The organism is Micromonospora sp. NPDC023633 (assembly GCF_040640035.1).
Classification (GTDB): domain Bacteria; phylum Actinomycetota; class Actinomycetes; order Mycobacteriales; family Micromonosporaceae; genus Micromonospora.
In genome coordinates this window covers 67,392-88,060 of the sequence record NZ_JBFABB010000005.1, presented here as the reverse complement: position 1 = coordinate 88,060, position 20,669 = coordinate 67,392, and the positions used below count along the sequence as shown (strand labels likewise).

General features: G+C 73.7%; 17 protein-coding genes. 10 read left to right on the top strand and 7 right to left on the bottom strand.

Annotated features, from left to right (window positions below; genetic code table 11):
- Positions 1-259 precede the first annotated feature (259 nt).
- From AB0G13_RS02835 to msrA, 4 genes are all read right to left on the bottom strand, one after another.
- Positions 260-1,444: an osmoprotectant NAGGN system M42 family peptidase gene (locus tag AB0G13_RS02835; RefSeq protein WP_357867929.1), complete on the bottom strand. Its 1,185-nt coding sequence runs from the start codon at positions 1,442-1,444 to the stop codon at positions 260-262.
- On the bottom strand, positions 1,441-3,255 hold the full coding sequence (gene ngg, locus AB0G13_RS02830; protein ID WP_357867926.1) for an N-acetylglutaminylglutamine synthetase: 1,815 nt from the start codon (positions 3,253-3,255) through the stop codon (positions 1,441-1,443). The genes AB0G13_RS02835 and ngg overlap by 4 nt, the downstream gene beginning before the upstream one ends.
- A gap of 2 nt (positions 3,256-3,257) precedes the next feature.
- Positions 3,258-5,042 carry an N-acetylglutaminylglutamine amidotransferase gene (locus AB0G13_RS02825; RefSeq protein ID WP_357867923.1) on the bottom strand — a complete coding sequence of 595 codons (1,785 nt, stop codon included), beginning with the start codon at positions 5,040-5,042 and terminating at the stop codon, positions 3,258-3,260.
- A gap of 342 nt (positions 5,043-5,384) precedes the next feature.
- Positions 5,385-6,047, bottom strand: a complete 663-nt coding sequence (gene msrA / locus AB0G13_RS02820; protein WP_357867920.1) for a peptide-methionine (S)-S-oxide reductase MsrA — start codon at positions 6,045-6,047, stop codon at positions 5,385-5,387.
- A gap of 245 nt (positions 6,048-6,292) precedes the next feature.
- Between msrA and AB0G13_RS02815 the strand changes: the two genes are divergently transcribed.
- Positions 6,293-6,805, top strand: coding sequence for a GNAT family N-acetyltransferase (locus tag AB0G13_RS02815; RefSeq protein WP_357867917.1), 513 nt, complete (start codon positions 6,293-6,295; stop codon positions 6,803-6,805).
- 19 nt (positions 6,806-6,824) lie between these two features.
- On the opposite strand, the gene AB0G13_RS02810 is transcribed toward AB0G13_RS02815, so the two are convergent.
- Positions 6,825-7,235 carry an HIT family protein gene (locus AB0G13_RS02810; RefSeq protein ID WP_357867914.1) on the bottom strand — a complete coding sequence of 137 codons (411 nt, stop codon included), beginning with the start codon at positions 7,233-7,235 and terminating at the stop codon, positions 6,825-6,827.
- Positions 7,236-7,366: 131 nt separating this feature from the next.
- On the opposite strand from AB0G13_RS02810, the gene AB0G13_RS02805 reads away from it, so the two are divergent.
- From AB0G13_RS02805 to ilvA, 3 genes are read left to right on the top strand one after another with little or no spacing between them, the layout of a single operon-like run.
- Positions 7,367-8,509, top strand: a complete 1,143-nt coding sequence (locus tag AB0G13_RS02805; protein WP_357867911.1) for a cystathionine gamma-synthase — start codon at positions 7,367-7,369, stop codon at positions 8,507-8,509.
- A gap of 15 nt (positions 8,510-8,524) precedes the next feature.
- Positions 8,525-9,922, top strand: a complete 1,398-nt coding sequence (locus tag AB0G13_RS02800) for an amidase (RefSeq protein ID WP_357867908.1) — start codon at positions 8,525-8,527, stop codon at positions 9,920-9,922.
- 49 nt (positions 9,923-9,971) lie between these two features.
- Positions 9,972-11,192 carry a threonine ammonia-lyase gene (gene ilvA, locus AB0G13_RS02795; protein WP_357867906.1) on the top strand — a complete coding sequence of 407 codons (1,221 nt, stop codon included), beginning with the start codon at positions 9,972-9,974 and terminating at the stop codon, positions 11,190-11,192.
- A gap of 137 nt (positions 11,193-11,329) precedes the next feature.
- Here the strand turns inward: ilvA and greA are convergent, their stop codons facing one another.
- Together greA and AB0G13_RS02785 are read right to left on the bottom strand one after the other, a co-directional pair.
- Entirely contained in the window at positions 11,330-11,827 is a 498-nt protein-coding gene (gene greA, locus AB0G13_RS02790; RefSeq protein WP_357867904.1) for a transcription elongation factor GreA, read from the bottom strand.
- A gap of 155 nt (positions 11,828-11,982) precedes the next feature.
- Positions 11,983-12,417 carry a DUF4307 domain-containing protein gene (locus tag AB0G13_RS02785; RefSeq protein ID WP_357867901.1) on the bottom strand — a complete coding sequence of 145 codons (435 nt, stop codon included), beginning with the start codon at positions 12,415-12,417 and terminating at the stop codon, positions 11,983-11,985.
- A gap of 192 nt (positions 12,418-12,609) precedes the next feature.
- On the opposite strand from AB0G13_RS02785, the gene mca reads away from it, so the two are divergent.
- The 6 genes from mca to purE all read left to right on the top strand — a co-directional run bounded on the left by mca (position 12,610) and on the right by purE (position 20,485).
- A complete protein-coding gene (mca, locus tag AB0G13_RS02780; RefSeq protein ID WP_357867899.1) occupies positions 12,610-13,491 on the top strand; it encodes a mycothiol conjugate amidase Mca in 882 nt (293 codons plus the stop codon).
- A 48-nt stretch (positions 13,492-13,539) separates the two neighbouring features.
- On the top strand, positions 13,540-13,833 hold the full coding sequence (locus AB0G13_RS02775; protein WP_357867896.1) for a hypothetical protein: 294 nt from the start codon (positions 13,540-13,542) through the stop codon (positions 13,831-13,833).
- A gap of 242 nt (positions 13,834-14,075) precedes the next feature.
- On the top strand, positions 14,076-16,544 hold the full coding sequence (locus tag AB0G13_RS02770) for a bifunctional diguanylate cyclase/phosphodiesterase (RefSeq protein WP_357868011.1): 2,469 nt from the start codon (positions 14,076-14,078) through the stop codon (positions 16,542-16,544).
- A gap of 84 nt (positions 16,545-16,628) precedes the next feature.
- Positions 16,629-18,623 (top strand): thioredoxin domain-containing protein, encoded by a 1,995-nt coding sequence (locus AB0G13_RS02765; RefSeq protein WP_357867893.1) that lies wholly within the window; start codon positions 16,629-16,631, stop codon positions 18,621-18,623.
- 79 nt (positions 18,624-18,702) lie between these two features.
- Complete coding sequence (locus AB0G13_RS02760; protein WP_357867891.1) at positions 18,703-19,884, top strand: 5-(carboxyamino)imidazole ribonucleotide synthase; 1,182 nt, start codon at positions 18,703-18,705, stop codon at positions 19,882-19,884.
- Between the two features lie 109 nt (positions 19,885-19,993).
- On the top strand, positions 19,994-20,485 hold the full coding sequence (purE, locus tag AB0G13_RS02755; RefSeq protein ID WP_311414331.1) for a 5-(carboxyamino)imidazole ribonucleotide mutase: 492 nt from the start codon (positions 19,994-19,996) through the stop codon (positions 20,483-20,485).
- Positions 20,486-20,669: the final 184 nt, after the last annotated feature.

Sequence of the window (20,669 nt, the reverse complement as noted above, 5' to 3'; positions counted from 1 at the left end):
GGGCCGGCACCCCGGGGGTCGGGTGGCTGTCGTGGTTTCGCCGCACCGCTGCCACACGGTCTCGACGATGGTGCTGTGCCCGCCTCGCGGCGGACGAGTTTACTGTCGAGGACAGCGGCTAGCGGACAGCCACCTCACGAGTCCGATTGCTATACAAGTCTGGACCACCTCCTTTCCCGTGTACCGCCACGCTATCCAGCCCTCGCGCCCCGGGCAACGGATTTCGATCACACGACGCCCGGGAATGGCGGGCCGACGGTCAGGAGTTCTCGGCGACGCCGATCGGGCCCTCGCGGGGGCCCTCCTCGCTGGCCGGCTGCACCGCCAGCGACGGGAAGTCGGCCAGGTCGCCCTCCGGCTCGGCGTCCCACTCGGGGAAGACCAGGTCGCTCTGGAGGTAGAGGCAGAGCAGCTGGGTGAGCTGGCGCAGGCCCTCCAGGTGGGTGCGCTCGTGCCCGTGGGTGGCGTCCACGCCGAAGCCGAGCAGCGCCACCCGGGCGTGCGCGCCGGCCTCCACGGCCGCCGCCACGTCCGAGCGGTAGTACTCGAAGACGTCGCGGACCAGGTCCACCCCGTGCTCGGCGGCGATCGAGGCCAGGTTGCGGGTCAGGTGGTAGTCGAACGGGCCCACCCCGTCGCCCATGGCCAGCGTGGCCGCGTCCTCGCGGGACTGCTGGCCGGGCGCGACCACCGCCGCGTCCACCGAGACGATCTCCGCCACGTCCGGGTCGAGGCCGTGCGACGCCCCGTGCCCGATCTCCTCGGTCACGGTGACCAGCAGGTGCGCGGTGACCGCCGGGCGTACGCCGGCGTCGACCATCGCCTTGAGCGCGGTGAGGACCGCGGCCACGCCGGCCTTGTCGTCCAGGTGCCGGGACTTGACGTACCCGCTGGGAGTGATCGTCGGGTTCGGCAGGAAGGCCACGAAGTCGCCCGCGTCGATACCGAGGGCGCGCAGCCCGGCGACGTCGGAGACCGGCTCGTCGACCCGGACCTCGACGTGCTGCCAGCCGACGCCCTGGATGTCCACGTCGTCGTTGTAGCGGTGGCCGCTGGCCTTGAGCGGCAGCACCTGGCCGGTGACCACCCGCTCCAGGTCGTCGGTGAAGATCCGCACGTGCGCGCCCTCGGCGAACCGGGCGCTGTGCGTGCCGATCGTCTTCAGCTCCAGCCGGCCGTTCTCCTTCAGCCGCTTGACCATGCCGCCGATGGTGTCGGTGTGCACCACGATCGCCCGGTCCGCGCCGGTGGACCGGGGGCCGGGCAGGCAGGCGCTGAGCGCGCCGCGCCGGGTCAGCGTGGAGGGGATGCCGAGCGCGGAGAGCCGCTCGCCGACGTACTGCTGCACGTGGTCCGTACGCCCCGACGGGCTCGGGATCTCCAGCAGCTCCAGCAGCACCTGGCGCAGGTAGTCCAGGTCGATCTCCAGGGGCCTCGGGCTCACGCGGCACCTCCCGGGCCGGCCGGGGTCCAGAGCCGCTGCGGCGCCCGGGTGCCGGGGAAGAGCAGGTCCACGAAGCGCTCGGCGGTCGGCTGCGGCTCGTGGTTGGCCAGGCCGGGCCGCTCGTTGGCCTCGATGAAGACGTGCTCCGGCCGGTCCGGGGCTCCGACCAGCAGGTCCAGCCCGGTGACCGGGATGTCCAGCGCCCGGCTGGCCGCCACGCACGCCTCGGCGATCGCCGGGTGCAGCTGGGCGGTGACGTCGTGGATGGTGCCGCCGGTGTGCAGGTTCGCGGTCCTGCGCACCGCCAGCACCTGCCCCTCGGGCAGCACGTCGTGCAGCTCGTGGCCGGCCTCGGCGAGCACGTCGCGGGTCATGTCGTCGAGCGGGATCCGGGACTCGCCACCCGTGGCGGCGGCCCGGCGACGGCTCTGCCGCTCGATCAGCTCGGCGATGTCGTGCACCCCGTCGCCCGTGATCGAGGCCGGTCGTCGGATCGCCGCGGCCACCACCTCGTGGTCGATGACGATGACGCGCAGGTCCTCGCCGGTCCGCATCTCCTCGATCAGCACGTCCGGGCAGAACCGGGCGGCCAGCTCGACGGCGGCGGCCAGCGCCTCGGGGCTCCGTACACCCACCGTGATGCCGTTGCCCTGCTCGCCCCGCGCGGGCTTGACCACCACCCGACCGACCTCGGCGAGGAAGGCGGCGTCGCCGCCGTCGCCGGTGGCGGTCCGGCCGCGCGGCACGGACAGCCCCGCCTCGGTGAGGATCCGGCGGGTGACCCGCTTGTCGTCGCAGCGGCTCATCGCCACCGCCGACGTCAGCTCCGACAGCGACTCGCGGGTCAGGACGGTCCGCCCGCCGTTGCTCAGCCGCAGCTCACCCCAGGCCGGGTCGGTGACCTCCACCCGGATGCCGCGCCGCATCGCCTCGTCGGCGACGATCTTCGCGTACGGGTTGAGCTGGTCGTACCCGTCGGGCGCGGCGGGCAGGAAGAGCCGCTCGTTGATCGGGTTCTTCCGCTTCACGCAGAGCGTCGACGTCCGGTAGAAGCCGAGCCGCTCGTAGAGCCGGATCGCCCCGGCGTTCTCGGCGAGCACGGAGAGGTCCACGTACGCCCGGCCCCGCTCGACCATCCGGGTGGCCAGCGCGGTGATCAGCGCCTGGCCGGTGCCCGGCGGCGCGGTGTTGAAGTCGACGGTGAGGCACCACAGGCTGGCACCGTTCTCCGGATCGTCGAAGACGGCGACGTGGTCGACGCCGGTGATGGTGCCGACGATCTCGCCGGTGGCGTCCTCGGCAACGAGGTGCAGGAACCGGTCGGTGCGGGCGTTGGCCACGAGCACGTCGACTCCGGCGGTGACCATGCCGTTGCGGGCGTAGATCCGGTTCACCGCGTCCGCGTCGGCGGCGTCGGCCAGCGGTCGGATGGTCAGCCCCGGGACGTCGTCGTCCCCGGTCGGCCGGTCGCCGCCGAGCGGCAGCCGGTAGGTCAGCGACGGATCGATGAACAGCTCGTCCGGCAGCCGGGACACCAGCACGTGCGGGTCGCGCAGGTAGATGCAGATGTCCCGGGAGCCGGCGGCCTCGGAGCGCAGCACGGCGGCGACGGCGGCCTGGTCGGCGAAGGTCTGCCCGAAGACGAGCCGCCCCCAGCCGCAGTCCAGCACCACGTCGGTGTCGCCCTCGCGGGTCGGCGCCTCCGCCGGTCCCGGTGCCATCGGGTCGCCGCCGGGGCCCACCCGCTCCCGTCGCCGGCCGTTGCGCGACCGGTCGGACCGGGCCGCGCCGGTCGCCAGGGTGTCGGTCACGGTCAGTCGATTCCGTGGCTCTGGAGCCACATTTCCAGGAGTCCGAGTTGCCACAGCTTGTTTCCGTTCAACGGGGTCAGTTCGGCGTTCGGGTCGGCGAGCAGGGCGTCGACGTAGTCGGCGCGGAACAGGTCGCGGCGGCGGGCCTCGGGCGCGGAGAGCGCGTCGCGTACCCGGTCGAGGAGCTTGCCCTCCAGGTGGGTGAGGCCCGGGACCGGGAAGTAGCCCTTCGGCCGGTCGATGACCTCGTGCGGCAACACCCGGCGGCCGATCTCCTTGAGCACGCCCTTGCCGCCCTGCGCCAGCTTGAGCTCCGGCGGGCAGCTCGCGGCGAGTTCGACGAACTCGTGGTCGAGGAACGGCACGCGGGCCTCCAGCCCGTGCGCCATGGTCATGTTGTCCACCCGCTTGACCGGGTCGTCGGTCAGCATGACCTGGGTGTCGATCCGCAGACCGGCGTCGACGGCGGTCTGGGCGCCGGCCCGGCCCAGGTGGGCGGCCACGAACTCCCGCGCCGGGTCGCCGTCGGTCAGCCAGGCCGGGTTCAGCACCCGCGCCAGCCCGGCCGCGTCCCGGTCGAAGAAGGCCCCGGCGTACGTGTCGAGCGCCTGGTCCCGGCCGATCCGCGCGAGCGGCGGGTACCAGTGGTAGCCGCCGAGGATCTCGTCCGCGCCCTGGCCGGACTGGACCACCTTGACGTGCTGCGACACCACCTCGCTGAGCAGGTAGAACGCCACGCAGTCGTGGCTGACCATCGGCTCGGACATCGCGGCGACGGCCGCCTCCAGCGGCGGCACCAGGTCGGCGGCGGCCACCCGGATCTGGTGGTGGTCGGTGTCGAACGTCTTCGCGACGAGGTCGGAGTAGCGGAACTCGTCGCCCTCCCGGCCGCCGACCGCGTCGAAGCCGATGGAGAAGGTGGACAGCCCGCGCTGGCCCTCGCCGGCGAGCAGGGCGACCACCAGGCTCGAGTCCAGGCCGCCGGAGAGCAGCACGCCGACCGGTACGTCGGCGACCATCCGCCGTCGTACGGCGGTGGTCAGCGACTCCAGCAGGGCGTCCTGCCAGTCCTTCTCGGACCAGCCGGCCCGCTCGGCGGAGCGGGTGAAGGCCGGGTCCCAGTAGACCCGCTCGGAGGTGCGGCCGTCCGCCTCGTAGACCCGTACGGTCGCTGGGGGCAGCTTGGTGACCCCGCGCAGGATGGTGCGCGGCGGCGGCACGATGCTGTGGAAGCTCAGGTAGTGCGCGAGCGCCACCGGGTCGATGCCGGTGTCGACGCCGCCCCCGGCCAGCAGCGCGGGCAGGGTGCTGGCGAAGCGCACCGCGCCGGGCGTCTCGGCCAGGTAGAGCGGCTTGATGCCGAGCCGGTCCCGGGCCAGCACCAGTCGGCCGGTGTCCCGCTCGCTGATCGCCACGGCGAACATCCCGATCAGGTGGTCGACGAAGTCGAGCCCCCACTCGGCGTACGCCTTGAGCACGACCTCGCTGTCGCCCGAGGAGAAGAACCGGTGGCCCTTGGCCTGGAGTTCCTCGCGCAGCTCGCGGTAGTTGTAGATGCACCCGTTGAAGACGCCGGTCAAGCCCGCGCCGGGGTCCACCAGCGGTTGCCCGCTCGCGGCGGAGAGGTCGATGATCTTCAGCCGTCGGTGGCCGAGGGCCGTCGGTCCCTGGGCCCAGACCCCGCTGTCGTCGGGCCCCCGGTCGCTCATCGTGGCCGCCATGCGCTCCACCGCCGCCACGTCGGCGCGCGAGCCGTCACGGCGGAACTCTCCCGCAAGTCCGCACATGCCAGGCAATGCTGCCAGAGGGCGGCGAGGATTGCCCGTTGGGCTGATAACAGTTTCTTGATGATTTGCTACACTGCGCGATTTCGCCACGGCACGTGTCGGCCCTGGTGGCGGACCGCGTCGGGAGTGACGACCGGGGCGGTTTTCGCGCCGGGCCGAATGTGATCGACCGCTCAGTTCCGGTAGCGCGAAGCCGCTCCGTTCCGGTGGTGCGAAGCCGCTCAGTTCCGGTGGTGCGGAGGCCGCGTTCGGCGGTGACCCGGTGGTGCCGAAGCTCAGTTCCGGTGGCACGGAGGCCGGCGCGGCTGACGCCGCGCCGGCCTCCGTGGTGTGCCGCTGGGCTCAGCCCGAGGTGCGGGCGACGCCCACCGGGCAGCTCAGCCCGTTCGGGCCGTGGTTGCAGTACCCGTTCGGGTTCTTCGTGGGTGCCAGGTACTGCTGGTGGTGGTCCTCGGCGAAGTAGTAGTCGCCGAGCCGTTCGATCTCGGTGGTGATCTCGCCCTTGCCGGCCCGCGCCACGATCGGCGCGAACGCGTCCCGCGACGCCTGCGCGGTGGCGAGCTGCTCGTCCGTGGTCACGTAGATCGTCGACCGGTACTGGGTGCCCACGTCGTTGCCCTGGCGCATGCCCTGGGTCGGGTCGTGGTTCTCCCAGAAGACCTTCAGCAGGTCCTCGTAGCTGATCGTGGTGGGGTCGTAGACCACCTGGACCACCTCGGCGTGCCCCGTCATGCCCGAGCACACCTCCTCGTACGTCGGGTTCGGCGTGATGCCGCCCGCGTAGCCGGCCGACGTGGTGATCACGCCCGGCAGGGTCCAGAACAGCCGCTCGGCGCCCCAGAAACAGCCCATGCCGAACACGGCCACCTGCGAGCCCTCCGGGAAGGGGCCCTTGAGCGGGGTGCCCAGCACCTCGTGCCGGTCCGCGATCGGCATCGCGATCAGGCGACCCGGCAGGGCCTGGTCGGTGGTGGGCAGCTCGGCCTTCATACGGCGCAGGAACACGGTGGGACTCCTCTCGTACCTCTCCCAGCGTGCAACACCGCCGGACCCGCCTTCCTTACCCGCTCCACCCGCACTCAGACGGATCCGGCGGGCGGAACGGGAGATGCGCCGTTCTGCGACCCCTGGCGTCCCTGCTCCCGACAACCGCGCCTGCCTGGTCTCTGGCGTGCGCGTGGGGTGGGCGTCGGGCGTCGAGGGCCGGGTGCCTTGCCCGAAGGGTGGGTCGGGGGAGGAGTATGCGGGGAATGCGCCTGATCGGAGCGGAGTGGTCCAGACAAGGTCGAGGCGGCGGGGACGGCGGCAGCGGGGTTTCGATCGTCCGGATCTGGCCCGAGGCCGACGAGGGGCTGGCCCGGTCACTGCTCGCGGTGCAGCACGCGGCGTACGCCGTCGAGGCCGCGCTGATCGGCGATGACCGCATCCCGCCGCTGCACGAGACCCTCGCCGACGTGCGGGCGGTGCCCCTGCACTGGCTCGGGGCCCGCTCCGGTCCGCGGTTGATCGGGGCGATCGGCTGGACAGAGGACGACACGACCGTCGACATCGATCGTCTGGTGGTCGACCCGGCCGCTCACCGGCGCGGGGTCGGGCGGGCTCTGGTGGGCGCGGTGCTGGCCCGCGCCGGCGGCCGCCGCATCGTCGTCGCCACCGGCCGGGACAACCGCCCGGCCCGACAGCTCTACGAATCGCTCGGGTTCGCCTCCACCGGAGACGAGGAAGTCCTTCCCGACCTCTGGATCGCCCGCTACGCGCGATGACGACGTGGCGGTGGGCGGGTCAGAGGGCTGCGGTGATGCGGGCGGCGTAGGCCTCGCCCTCGGCGTCGTCGGCGTAGCGGGTACGGGGCCAGAAGAAGCCGCGCAGGCCGTCGCCTCTGGTCCGCGGCACCACGTGGGTGTGCAGGTGCGGGACGGACTGGGACACCTTGTTGTTCATCGCCACGAACGTCCCGCCGGCCCCCGTGCCGGCCTCCACCGCCACCGCCAGCCGCCGCACCAGGCCGAAGTAGCCGGCCAGCGCCTCGGCGGGCAGGTCGGCGAGGCTGACCAGGTGGGTGCGTGGCACCACCAGCACGTGCCCCTTGAAGACCGGCCGGGTGTCCAGGAACGCCACCCCGTCGGGCTCGTTGACGACCCGGAAGGCGGGGACCTCGCCCGCCACGATCCCGCAGAACACGCACCGGCTCACCCGTCCAGGCTATGCCGGTCCCCACGACGGGGGGCGGGCCACCCGGCCCGACCACCGCGCCGGCCTGCCGCGCCCGGGTACGGCACCACCGTTCCGTTCCAGCCCTCGGGACGGGGGATTAGCCTCACGGGATGAGTCACGGCTTCGACACGCTCGCCATCCACGCCGGCCAGGACCCAGAGGCCCGCACCGGCGCGGTGATCCCTCCGATCTACCAGACCAGCACCTACGCCCAGGACGCCGTCGGCGCGCCCCGGCTGGGCTACGAGTACAGCCGCTCCGGCAACCCGACCCGCGACGCCCTCCAGGAGTGCCTCGCCGCGCTGGAGGGCGGCCCGGTCGGGCTCGCATTCGCCAGCGGCCTGGCCGCCGAGGACACCCTGCTGCGTACCGTCTGCAAGCCGGGCGACCACGTGGTGATCCCCGACGACGCGTACGGCGGCACGTACCGGCTCTTCGCCCGGGTGGCCGAGCGCTGGGGGCTGGACTTCACCCCGGCGAAGGTCTCCGACCCCGACGCGGTCCGGGCCGCCGTCGAGCCGGGCCGGACCCGCGTCGTCTGGGTGGAGACGCCCACCAACCCGCTGCTCGGCATCGCCGACATCGCCGCGCTGGCCGGCGTCGCGCACGACGCGGACGCCCTGCTGGTCGTCGACAACACGTTCGCCTCGCCGTACCTGCAGCAGCCGATCGCGCACGGCGCGGACGTGGTGGTGCACTCCACCACCAAGTACATCGGCGGCCACTCCGACGTGGTCGGCGGCGCGCTGGTCGCGGCCGACGCGGGACTCGGCGAGGAACTGCGCTACCACCAGAACGCGATGGGCGCGATCAACGGCCCCTTCGACGCGTGGCTCACCCTGCGCGGCATCAAGACCCTGGGCGTACGCATGGACCGGCACTGCGACAACGCCGAGCGGATCGCGGCGTACCTGGACGGGCACGCCAAGGTCGGTCAGGTCATCTACCCGGGGCTGCCCGCGCACCCGGGCCACGAGGTGGCCGCGAAGCAGATGCGCCGGTTCGGCGGCATGATCTCGTTCCGGGCCGCCGGCGGCGAGGAGCACGCCGTCGAGATCTGCAACCGGACCAAGCTCTTCATTCTCGCCGAGTCGCTCGGCGGCGTGGAATCCCTGATCGAGCACCCGGGCCGGATGACACACGCAAGTGCTGCCGGCTCGCCGCTTGAAGTTCCCGGCGATCTCGTGCGACTGTCTGTCGGCATCGAGACGGTCGACGACCTGCTCGCCGATCTGGAGCAGGCGCTGGGCTGACCGCTGGCAGGGAGGGTGGCCGTGCAGGACATCATGCCGACCTGGGTGGGGGCGACCGCCAAGCAGATCGCCAGAGGCGTACGCCGGGGCGACGTCACGGCCACCCAGGTCGTCGCGGACCACCTGGACCACATCGCCCGGGTCGACGCCGACCTCGCCGCGTTCCGCACGGTACGCGGCGGGGAGGCGATCACCGAGGCGGAGAAGGTCGACGAGCAGGAGGACCTGGCCAACCTGCCGTTGGCGGGGGTGCCGGTGGCGGTCAAGGAGAACACCGCCGTCGCCGGGCTGCCCACCTGGAACGGGTCGGCCGCGGTGCGCAGCGGCGTGGCCGAGGCCGACCACGAGGTGGTCCGCCGGCTGCGCGGCGCCGGGGCGGTGATCCTCGGGGTGACCCGGATGCCGGAGCTCGGCCTGTGGGGCAGCACCGACGACGAGACGGCCGTGACCCGCAACCCCTGGGACACCCGGCGTACCCCCGGCGGCTCGTCCGGCGGCGCGGCCGCCGCCGTCGCCGCTGGTCTGGTGCCGATCGCCCACGCCAACGACGGCCTCGGCTCGATCCGCATCCCGGCGGCCTGCTGCGGCCTGGTCGGGCTCAAGCCGGGCCGGGGCGTGGTCCCCTGCCAGCTCGGCGCGGACGACTGGTTCGGGCTCACCGAGCACGGCATGCTGACCAGCACGGTCGCCGACGCGGCCGTCGGCTTCTCGGTGCTGGCCGGCCGCCGCCCGGACAAGCTGGTGCCGCCGCAGCGGCTGCGGGTGGGCGTCTCGCTCCGCTCGCCGGTGCGGGGCGTGCACGCCGACGCGCCCAACCGGGACGCGGTCGCCGCCGCCGGCCGGCTGCTCGCGGCCGCGGGCCACGACACCGTGCCGGCCGATCCGGTCTACCCGACGGCGGTGGGCCTGCAGGGCATCGCCACCTGGTTGGCCGCGGCGGCCGCCGACGTGCGCGCCGCCGGGTTGGACCGGCGCGGCCTCCAGCGGCGCAGCCGCCGGCACGTCGCCCTCGGCGAGTGGGCGCAGCGGCGCGGGTACGTCCGCGAGGCGGACCGGGCCGCCTGGCGTGAGCGCTCGGTCGGCTTCTTCGCCGACCACTCGATCGACCTGCTGCTCACGCCGGCGCTGGCGACCGTGCCGCCGGAGGCCACCGGCTGGGCCGGCCGGTCCTGGCGGGCCAACATGCTGGCCAACATCCGGTACGCCCCGTTCGCCGCGCCCTGGAACATCGCCGGCCTGCCCGCCCTGGTGGTGCCGGTCGGCCGCCGCCCGGACGGGCTGCCGGTCGGCGTGCAGCTGGTCGGCCCGCCCGGCAGCGAGCTGCTGCTGCTCGGCATCGCCGGCCAGTTCGAGATGCAGGCCCCCTGGTCCCGCCACGCCCCCGGCTACCCCCGCATTCCCGCCGCCGTCTGAGAGGTGGCGTGCGCGCGTCGGCGCGGGTGGCGGGTGGCACGATCAGGGCATGACGGAACTGGTCGGTCTCGACGACGTACGGGCCGCGCGGGAACTGCTCGCCGGCGTCGTCCGCACCACCCCACTGGAGCCCTCCCGGCCGCTCAGCGCGGCGCTGGGCGGGCCGACGTGGCTCAAGTGCGAGAACCTGCAACGCGCCGGCTCGTACAAGGTGCGTGGCGCGTACGTGCGGATCTCCCGGCTGTCGGAGGCGGAGCGGGCCGACGGCGTGGTCGCGGCGAGCGCCGGCAACCACGCCCAGGGGGTGGCGCTCGCCGCCGGCCTCGTCGGCACGCACGCCACGGTCTTCATGCCGGTGAACGCGCCCCTGCCGAAGGTGGCCGCCACCAAGGGGTACGGCGCGCAGGTCGAGCTGGTCGGCAACACCGTCGACGAGTCCCTGGTCGCGGCGCAGACGTACGCCGAGCGGACCGGGGCGACGCTGATCCACCCGTTCGACCACCGGGACGTCATCGCCGGGCAGGGCACGGTGGCCCTGGAGATCCTCGAACAGTGCCCCGAGGTCAGGACGATCATCACCGGGGTCGGCGGCGGCGGCCTGGTCTCCGGCATGGCTGTGGTGGCCAAGGCGCTGCGGCCCGACGTACGGATCATCGGGGTGCAGGCGGCCGCCGCCGCCGCCTTCCCGCCCTCCCTGGCGGCCGGCGAGCCGGTGCGCCTGCCCGCGTTCGGCACCATCGCGGACGGCATCGCCGTCGGCCGGCCGGGGGAGCTCACCTTCACGCACGTCCGCAAGCTGGTGGACGAGATCGTCACGGTCTCCGAGGAGGACATCTCCCGCGCGCTGCTGATGCTGCTCGAGCGGGGCAAGCAGGTGGTCGAGCCGGCCGGCGCGGTGGGCGTGGCCGCGCTGCTGGCGGGCGTCGTCGAGGTGGAGGCGCCGGTGGTGGCGGTGCTCTCGGGCGGCAACATCGACCCGCTGCTGATGCTCCGGGTGATCGAGCACGGCCTCGCCGCCGCCGGGCGCTACCTGCGGGTGACCGTCCGCTGCTCGGACCGCCCGGGCCAGCTCGCGTCGCTGCTCGGCGAGATCGCCGAGCACCGGGCGAACGTGGTGGACGTGGAGCACCAACGGGCCAATCCGCACCTGCGCCTGGGCGAGGTGGAGGTGGCCCTGTCGGTGGAGACCCGGGGGGTCGAGCACTCAGACACGCTGATCAGCGCGTTGCGGGCCAGCGGCTACCAGGTGGTCTTCGCCGGCGAGGCGTGACACCGGGAATGGTGCCACGCCTCGCCGGGTCGCTCGTCGTCGCCGCCTCGCCGGGTCTTCGCCGGGCGGCCGTGCCGTCCGGGTCACCCCGGGGGGCGGTGCGTCCGCCCGATCCATCCCGGGCGGACGGCGGAGGCTCAGCCGGAGAACGGCTCGAAGCTGACCACGGTCACCTTGATGTCGGCCCCGCTGGGGGCGGTGTAGGTGCAGGTCTGGCCGGCCCGACCGCCCAGGATCGCCTTGCCCAGCGCCGACTCCGGGCTGTAGACCGTCAGCTCGGTGGTCGACGCGATCTCCCGGGAGCCGAGCAGGAAGGTCTCGGTGTCGTCCTTGTCGTCGTCGAAGTAGATCGTCACGACCATGCCGGGCGACACCGCGTCGGCGGCCTGTGCCCCGCCCACCTTGGCGGTGCGGAGCAGCTCCTTGAGGTAGAGGATGCGCCCCTCCGCCTTGCCCTGCTCCTCGCGGGCGGCGTGGTAGCCACCGTTCTCCCGCAGGTCGCCCTCCTCGCGCCGGGCGTTGATCTCGGCGGCGATGACCGGCCGGTTGGCGATCAGCTCGTCGAGCTCGGCCTGGAGCCGGTCGAATGCGTCCTGGGACAGCCAGGTGGCGGGCGCCTCGTTTCCATTGGACACAGGCGTTCTCCTCGTTCGTGCGTGCTGGCTGACAGGTGAACTTCCAAGTTACCAGTGCCGTACGACACAGGGTGCGCTCGAACACCGGCGGTGCCGCCGGCGCCGAGGCGGCCGGCCGGGCCCGCGCCGGTGCGTCCGGCCCGCGTCGTGCCTGCTCAGCCCGGGGGCCGGCAGCGCACCACCTCGCCGATGAAGGGCCGGGCGGTGGTGGCCAGCCGGTGCTGCGTGGTCACCTGCCGCTGGCCGGGCCGGGCGGTCACCGTCACCTCTTCCCGGCCCACCTCGGCGCCGTCGCGGTCCCGGGCACGCAGCAGGCAGACCGCCGAGCGGCCCTCCGGCACGGTGACCCGGAAGTCGACCAGCACCTGGCTGTCGGTGATCCCGGTGTAGGTGATCACGTCGGCGTCGTAGTTCGGGTCGCCGTACTGCCGGTAGAGCCGTACCGCGACCAGGGTCATGACCGCGACCAGGGCGACCACCAGCAGCGCCGCCAACAGCGGCCGGCGGCGCCCGGGCTCCCGGCGGCGGCCGTACCGGCCCGGCGGGAAGGCCGGCGCGCCCGGCGGAAGTGTGGCGTGCGTCTCGGTCACCGGCGGGTATCTCCTGGCGTCGTTGTCGGCGGCATCGGCAAGAATGGCAGAGTTCCATCTTCCCAGCCCGTCCCGTCGTCAAATATGACAGGTCGGCACCGGCAGGTCCCGGCGCGGGGGGAGAATTCCGGCAGGTCAGCCGGGCGGTCCTGCGGGGGGTCCGCCGGCCGGCAGAGACGAGGAGCGCCGACGTTGGCAGAGCGACTGCGACTGATGGCCGTCCACGCACATCCCGACGACGAGTCGAGCAAGGGCGCCGCGACCATGGCGAAGTACGTCGCCGAGGGCGTGGACGTCCTGGTGGTCACGTGCACCGGCGGCGAGCGCGGCAGCGTGCTCAACCCGAAGATGGACCGACCGGACGTCTGGGCCAACATCGCCGAGGTCCGCCGGGCGGAGATGGACGCCGCGCGGGCGATCCTCGGCGTCGAGCAGGCGTGGCTCGGCTTCGTCGACTCCGGGCTGCCCGAGGGCGATCCGCTCCCGCCGCTGCCCGAGGGCTGCTTCGCCCTCCAGGACGTCGAGGTGGCGGCCGGCCCGTTGGTGCGGCTGATGCGCCAGTTCCGTCCGCACGTCGTCACGACGTACGACGAGGAGGGCGGCTACCCGCACCCCGACCACATCATGACCCACAAGATCAGCGTGGCCGCGTTCGAGGCCGCCGGCGACCCGGAGCGCTATCCGGAGCTGGGCGAGCCGTGGCAGCCGCTCAAGCTCTACTACGACATCGGCTTCTCCAAGGGCAAGATCATGGCGCTGCACGAGGGGCTGCTCGCCGCCGGCCTGAACTCGCCCTACGAAGAGTGGATCAAGCGCTGGGAGGACCGCCCCGACAAGGGTCCCCGCATCACGACCCGGGTCGAGTGCGCCGACTACTTCCCGGTCCGCGACGACGCGCTGCGTGCCCACGCCACCCAGATCGACCCGGACGGCTTCTGGTTCCAGGTGCCGATGGAGATGCAGAAGCAGGCGTGGCCGACGGAGGACTTCGAGCTGGTCCGCTCGCTGGTCGACAGCCCGCTGCCCGAGTCGGACCTCTTCGCCGGGGTGCGCGAGACGGTCCATGCCCGCTGATCCGGCGCCCGGCTACCCTGGTCACCAACCGCACACCGGAGGAACGCCATGCTGACCGCTGCACAGGTGCTCGCCCAGAACAACTTCGGGGACACCCGCACGGGTGGCCTGGCCGGGCCGATGGGCCTCTTCCTCATCCTCGTTCTGGCCGCCGCCACCGTCCTGCTGATCCGCAACATGAACTCCCGGCTGCGTCGGCTGCCCGACCGGTTTCCCCAGCAGGGCCCGTCGGCGACCCCCGACCGGGCGGACGCGGCAGTCGTCGATCCGACAGAAGGTGCGCAGGCGCAGGATTCATCCTCCGCCGCTCCCACCGGGCGCCAGCAGCGTCGCAACGGCTAGTCCGCCCATGATTCACGTCGAACCCGGTGGCCGCCCCCTGTTGCGGCCACCGGGTTTGCCTTAGCCTCTCGCCGGGGGGACCAAGAGTTCCCGAGCCGTGCGCGGGAGGGGGCGCCGATGACCACCACACCAGCGGCCGCCCGTCGTACCGGCGAGCGGCCCGCCGGCGGAGCGGCTCGGTGACCTCCGGCAGGGCCGGCGAGTCGACCGACCGGCTCGGAGCCCGCGGCACCCCCGCGCGGATGCTCCTGCTCACCGCCGCCATCGCGCTCACCGCGCTGGTCGCCGCCGGGCTGGGGTGGACCGCGCCGACCCGCCTCCCCGCCGACGACCCGCTCGGCGGGCCGGCCCGGTTCGGCCTCGCCGTCGGCGTGTTCGCCGTCGCCCAGCTGGCCCGGCTGCGGTTCCGCACCGCCGCCGGGATGGTGAGCATCACCTGGGGCGAGGCGGCGCTGATCATCTGCCTCTACCTGACGCCCCCCGGCTGGCTCCCCACCGCCGCGCTCCTCGGCGCCGCCCTCGCCTGGTCGGCCATGTCGCTGCTCGGCGACCGGCGGCCGGTGCTGGAGGTCGTCCGGATCACGGCTTCGCTGACCGCCGCCACCGCCCTGGCCGTCTCGGTCACCAGCCTGCTCGGCGAGCCGCTGCTGGCGACGCCGACCCCGGCGCTCGCCCTGGCCGTGCTCGCGGGCTCGGTCACCTACCTGCTGGCCACCGCCTGGCTCGGCGGCGCCACCCTGGCGCTGCGGCACGGCATCCCCGTCGCGCCGCCGCTGCTCGCCGCGCTGCGGGGCAAGCTGCTGATGTTCGTCGGAAACGTGGCCGTCGGCCTGGTCGTGGTGGCGCTGCTGGAGCTCGACGCGCGTTGGCTGCTCCTGCTCCCGCCGCCGCTCTGGCTGCTCCAGCAGACCTACCGGCACCGGCTCCGCGCCGACCAGGAACGCCGCACCTGGCGGGCCTTCGCCGAGGCCACCGCCGCGCTCAACCAGCTCGACGAGCGGGGCGTCGCCACGGCCGCGGTGACCGGCGCGCTGACCCTGTTCAACGCCGAACTCGTCGACATCGACGTGGCCCGGGGCGACGGCCGGTGGCGACGCTACCGGGGCGACCCGGGCGGCCAGCTGGTCGACCGGGAGGTCGCACCGCCCGGCGGGACCGAGCCGGAGGACCACGAGCTGGTGCGCACCCTCACCGTGGGTGCCGCCCGGGTGGGCGAGCTGCGGGTCCGGTTCCCGCGCTGCGCGCCGCCCAACGCCCGGGAACGCGACGCCGTGGCCGCCTTCGGCGACGCTCTCGCCGCCGCGCTGCACGACGCCGCGACCCACCGGGAGCTGCGACTGGTCACCGCCCGCTCGTCGTACGAGGCGGTGCACGACCAGCTCACCGGGCTGGTGAACCGGTCGGCCATGCTCAGCAAGGGCGACCAGGCGCTGCGCCAGCTCGCCCACGACCACCCGGTGGCGCTGCTGCTGCTCGACATCGACCAGTTCAAGGAGGTCAACGACACCCTCGGGCACGCCGCCGGCGACCAGCTGCTGCGGTTGACCGCCAACCGGCTGGGCACCCTCGCCCGCCCCGAGGACCTGCTCGCCCGCCTCGGCGGCGACGAGTTCGCCCTGCTGCTGACGTCGGTGCCGGTGATCGGCGACCGGGCCGCCCCGATGGCGTACGCACTGCGGCAGGCCCGCGAGATCGCCGAGCGGCTCGCCGCGCCGACCGAGGTGGCCGGGGTGCGGATGTCTGTCGAGGTCTCCGTCGGGGTGGTGGTCGCCGACGCCGGCACCGCCGACCTGACCGAGCTGCTGCGCCGGGCTGACATCGCCATGTACCAGGCCAAGGAGGGCGGCGGCAGCGTCGCCGCGTACGACTCCACCCGGGACGCCGCGAGCACCGACCAACTGGCCCTGCTGGCCGAGCTGCGCGAGGCGCTCAAGACCGACGACCAGCTCGTGCTGGCGTTGCAGCCGGCCGTCGACCTGACCACCGGCGCCCCGACCGGGGTGGAGGCGCTGATCCGCTGGCGGCACCCGCGCCGGGGCTGGCTCGGTCCGCACGACTTCATCCGCCCGGTCGAGAACAGCGAGCAGCTCGGCACCTTCACCCGCTACGTGCTGGACAAGGCGCTCGCCGTCGCCGCCGGCTGGGCCAGGGACGGGCTCGACGTGCCGATCTCGGTCAACCTGTCGGCGCGCAGCCTGCTCGACCCCCGCCTGCCCACCGAGATCGCCGATGCCCTGCGCCGGCACCAGGTGCCGCCGGACCGGCTGGTCCTGGAGATCACCGAGACGGTGGTGATGAGCGAGCTGGAGATCATCGACGAGGTGCTCGCCACCCTGCGGTCGATGGGGGTGCAGCTCGCGGTCGACGACTTCGGCACGGGCTTCTCCTCGCTGACGTTCCTCACCCGGATCGCGGTGGACGAGCTCAAGGTGGACCGTTCCTTCGTGATCCGGATGGCCGACTCCCCGGAGGCGGCGGCGATCGTGCGTACCACCGTCGGCCTTGCCCACGAGCTGGGGCTGCGGGTGGTCGCGGAGGGCGTGGAGACCGCCGAGCAGCGCCTGGCGCTGGCCGAGCTGGGCTGCACCGCCGCCCAGGGCTACCACTTCTTCAAGCCGATGCCGGCCGACAAGATCGGCGCGGTGCTGGGCAGCCTCCTCGACGAGGCCCGCCCCAACGTCCTGCCGCTGCGCGCCGACGGCGCCTCCTGAGCCACCCCCGCCGCCCCCGACGAGGGCAGGCCCCTGCCCGCCGGAGCGCGGGCGGGCGCGTCCCCGGGTGGTTATGGTCGTCGGGTGAACCGACTCGCTGACGCCACGAGCCCGTACCTGCTCCAGCACGCCGACAACCCGGTCGACTGGTGGCCGTGGTGCGAGGAGGCGTTCGCCGAGGCGAAACGGCGGGACGTGCCGGTGCTCATCTCGGTCGGTTACGCCGCCTGCCACTGGTGCCACGTCATGGCCCACGAGTCGTTCGAGAACGAGCAGGTCGGCGCCCTGATGAACGACGACTTCGTCTGCATCAAGGTGGACCGCGAGGAACGCCCCGACGTCGACGCCGTCTACATGACCGCCACCCAGGCGATGACCGGGCAGGGCGGGTGGCCGATGACCGTCTTCGCCACCCCGGACGGCACCCCCTTCTTCTGCGGCACCTACTTCCCCCGGCCGAACTTCGTCCGGCTGCTCCAGTCGGTCGCCGCCGCCTGGCGGGACCAGCGCGACGCCGTGATCAGCCAGGGCGCCGCCGTGGTCGAGGCGATCGGCGGCGCGCAGGCCGTGGGCGGGCCCACCGCGCCGCTGGACGCCGCGTTGCTCGACGCCGCGGCCGACCAGCTCGCCAAGGAGTACGACGCCACGAACGGCGGGTTCGGCGGCGCGCCGAAGTTCCCGCCGCACATGAACCTGCTCTTCCTGCTCCGGCACCACCAGCGCACCGGCTCGCAGCGCAGCCTGGAGATCGCCCGGCACACCTGCGAGGCGATGGCCCGGGGCGGCATCTACGACCAGCTCGCCGGCGGCTTCGCCCGCTACTCCGTCGACGGGCACTGGACCGTGCCGCACTTCGAGAAGATGCTCTACGACAACGCGCTGCTGCTGCGGACGTACACCCAGCTCTGGCGGCTGACCGGCGACCCGCTGGCGGCCCGGGTCGCCGCCGAGACCGCGGCCTTCATGATCGACGACCTGGGCACCCCCGAGGGCGGGCTCGCCTCCGCGCTGGACGCCGACACCGAAGGCGTCGAGGGGCTCACCTACTCCTGGACGCCGGCCCAGCTCGTCGAGGCGCTGGGGGAGGACGACGGCCGCTTCGCCGCCGACCTGTTCGCGGTCACCGAGGAGGGCTCCTTCGAGCACGGCACCAGCGTCCTGCGGCTGGCCCGCGACGTCGACGACGTCGCCCCGGACGTGGCCGCCCGCTGGGAGCGGGTCCGGGCCCGGCTGCGCGAGGTCCGCGACACCCGGCCCCAACCGGCCCGCGACGACAAGGTGGTCGCCGCCTGGAACGGGCTCGCGGTCACCGCGCTGGTCGAGCACGGCGTGCTCACCGGCGACCCGGTCACCGCCGCCGCGGCCGTCCGGATCGGCGAGGTGCTCGCCGACCGGCACATCGTCGACGGACGGCTGCGCCGGGTCTCCCGGGCCGGCGTCGTCGGCGAGCCGGCCGGCGTGCTGGAGGACCACGGCTGCGTGGCCGAGGCGTTCTGCGCCCTGCACCAGCTCACCGGGGAGGGGCGCTGGCTGACGCTGGCCGGCCGGCTGCTCGACGTCGCGCTGGAGCGGTTCGCCGCGCCGGGCGGCGGCTTCTACGACACCGCCGACGACGCCGAGCGGCTGGTCACCCGCCCGGCCGACCCCACCGACAACGCCACCCCCTCCGGGCGGTCGGCGATCGTCGCGGCGCTGGTCGCGTACGCGGCCCTGACCGGCGAGACCCGCTACCGCGAGGCCGCCGAGGCGGCGCTGTCGACCGTGGCGCCGATCGTCGGCCGGCACGCCCGCTTCACCGGCTACGCGGCGGCCGTCGGGGAGGCGCTGCTCTCCGGGCCGTACGAGATCGCGGTGGTCACCGACGACCCGATCGGGGACCCGCTGGTCCTGGCGGCGCACCGGCACGCCCCGCCCGGCACGGTGATCGTCGCGGGCAGCTCCGGCCAGCCCGGGGTGCCGTTGCTCGCCGACCGGTCGATCGTCGACGGGCGGCCCACCGCGTACGTCTGCCGGGGTTTCGTCTGCGAACGCCCGGTGACGGCGGTGGACGACCTGGTCGGCCAGCTCGCCCGGCGGTGAGCCGCACGGCTCCGCGGCCGTGTGTGATCGGCCATCCGGCGGCGCAGGTGGCGGGGCGTCCCGATAGGCTGGCGCCGCTATGGATTCCCGTACCGGTCTGCCCGTTGTCGGCATGGTGGGCGGCGGCCAGCTCGCCCGGATGACCCACCAGTCCGCGATCGCCCTCGGCCAGTCGCTGCGCGTGCTCGCGCTGGCCCCCGACGACGGTGCCGCGCTGGTCGCCGCCGACGTCCAGTACGGCGACCACACCGACCTCGCCGCGCTGCGCACCTTCGCCAAGGCCTGCGACGTGGTCACCTTCGACCACGAGCACGTCCCCACCGAGCACATCCGCACGCTGGCCGCCGAGGGCGTGAAGCTCTTTCCGCCCGCCGACGCGCTGCTGCACGCCCAGGACAAGCGGGCCATGCGGGAGCGGCTCGGCCAGCTGGGCGCACCGAACCCGGCGTGGCGACCCGTCGCCGAGCCCGCCGACCTGGTGGCGTTCGGCGACGAGACCAGCTGGCCGGTGGTGCTCAAGGCGGCCCGCGGCGGGTACGACGGCCGGGGCGTCTGGCTGGTCGACGACGCGGTGCGGGCCGAGGAGCTGGCCACGACCCTGCTGGCCGGCGGCACCCGGCTGATCGTCGAGGAGCGGGTGCCGCTGCGCCGGGAACTCGCCGTGCAGGTGGCCCGCTCGCCGTTCGGGCAGGTCGCCGCGTACCCGGTGGTCGAGACGGTGCAGCGCGACGGCATCTGCGTCGAGGTGCTCGCCCCCGCGCCGGACCTGCCGGAGGAGCTGGCGGTCGCCGCCCAGCAGCTCGCCATCGACCTGGCCACCGCGCTCGGCGTGGTCGGCCTGCTCGCCGTGGAACTGTTCGAGGTCGCCGACCGGGCCGCGCCCGGGGGCAGCCGGATCGTGGTGAACGAGCTGGCGATGCGGCCGCACAACTCGGGGCACTGGACCATCGAGGGCGCCCGCACGTCGCAGTTCGAGCAGCACCTGCGGGCGGTGCTCGACTACCCGATGGGGGACACCTCGCTGACCGCTCCCGTGGTGGTGATGGCGAACGTGCTCGGTGGCGAGCCGGGCGGGATGTCGATCGACGAGCGGCTGCACCACCTCTTCGCGGCCGAGCCGGGCGCAAAGGTGCACCTCTACGGCAAGCAGGTGCGGCCCGGCCGCAAGATCGGGCACGTCACGGTGCTCGGTGACGACCTGGACGACGTACGGACGCGGGCCGCGCGGGCCGCCCGCTGGCTGCGCGAGGGGCACCAGTGAGCGCGAGGAGTGAGCTTGCGAGCCCCGCAGTCGCGAACGAGAGGCACACGGGGTGAGCGCGAGGAGTGAGCTTGCGAGCCCCGCAGTCGCGAACGAGAGGCGGACCGCAGTGAGCGTCGTTGGGCTGATCATGGGCAGCGACTCGGACTGGCCGACGATGAAGGCCGCCGCCGAGGTGCTGGATGAGTTCGAGGTGCCGTACGAGGTCGAGGTCGTCTCGGCGCACCGTACCCCGATCAAGATGATCGACTACGGGCGTGCCGCGGCCGACCGGGGCCTGAAGGTCATCATCGCCGGGGCGGGTGGCGCCGCCGCCCTGCCCGGGATGGTCGCCTCGGTCACCCCGCTGCCCGTGATCGGCGTTCCGGTGCCGTTGAAGCACCTCGACGGGATGGACTCGCTGCTCTCCATCGTGCAGATGCCGGCCGGCGTGCCGGTGGCCACCGTGTCGATCGGCAACGCCCGCAACGCGGGGCTGCTCGCGGTCCGCATCCTGGCCGCCGCCGACCGCGCCCTGCTCGACCGCATGTCGGCCTACCAGGCCGACCTGGAGCAGCTGGTCGCCGAGAAGGACGCCGCTCTGCGCGCCTCCCTCGCCTGATCCCTCTTCCGCCGTCTCCGCCCCCCGCTTCCTCCCCACCTTCCGCCTGGCCCCTGCCGATCGGTCCCGTCCGTGGTCCGCGGCGCCTTCGGTCCGCTTCGTCTTCGGTCCGCTTCGTCTTCGGTCCGCTGCGCCTTCGGTGCGCCCGTTAGATGGCCCCTTCCGCCTGTTGTCGATCCCCCTG

Excerpts from the sequence above, each read along its gene's own strand:
- AB0G13_RS02815 (WP_357867917.1), top strand. The coding sequence starts at position 6,293 with ATGCGCCTGATCGGAGCGGAGTGGTCCAGACAAGGTCGAGGCGGCGGG.
- AB0G13_RS02770 (WP_357868011.1), top strand. The coding sequence starts at position 14,076 with ATGCTCCTGCTCACCGCCGCCATCGCGCTCACCGCGCTGGTCGCCGCC.
- AB0G13_RS02805 (WP_357867911.1), top strand. The coding sequence starts at position 7,367 with ATGAGTCACGGCTTCGACACGCTCGCCATCCACGCCGGCCAGGACCCA.
- AB0G13_RS02760 (WP_357867891.1), top strand. The coding sequence starts at position 18,703 with ATGGATTCCCGTACCGGTCTGCCCGTTGTCGGCATGGTGGGCGGCGGC.
- AB0G13_RS02775 (WP_357867896.1), top strand. The coding sequence starts at position 13,540 with ATGCTGACCGCTGCACAGGTGCTCGCCCAGAACAACTTCGGGGACACC.
- ilvA (WP_357867906.1), top strand. The coding sequence starts at position 9,972 with ATGACGGAACTGGTCGGTCTCGACGACGTACGGGCCGCGCGGGAACTG.
- AB0G13_RS02825 (WP_357867923.1), bottom strand. The coding sequence starts at position 5,042 with ATGTGCGGACTTGCGGGAGAGTTCCGCCGTGACGGCTCGCGCGCCGAC.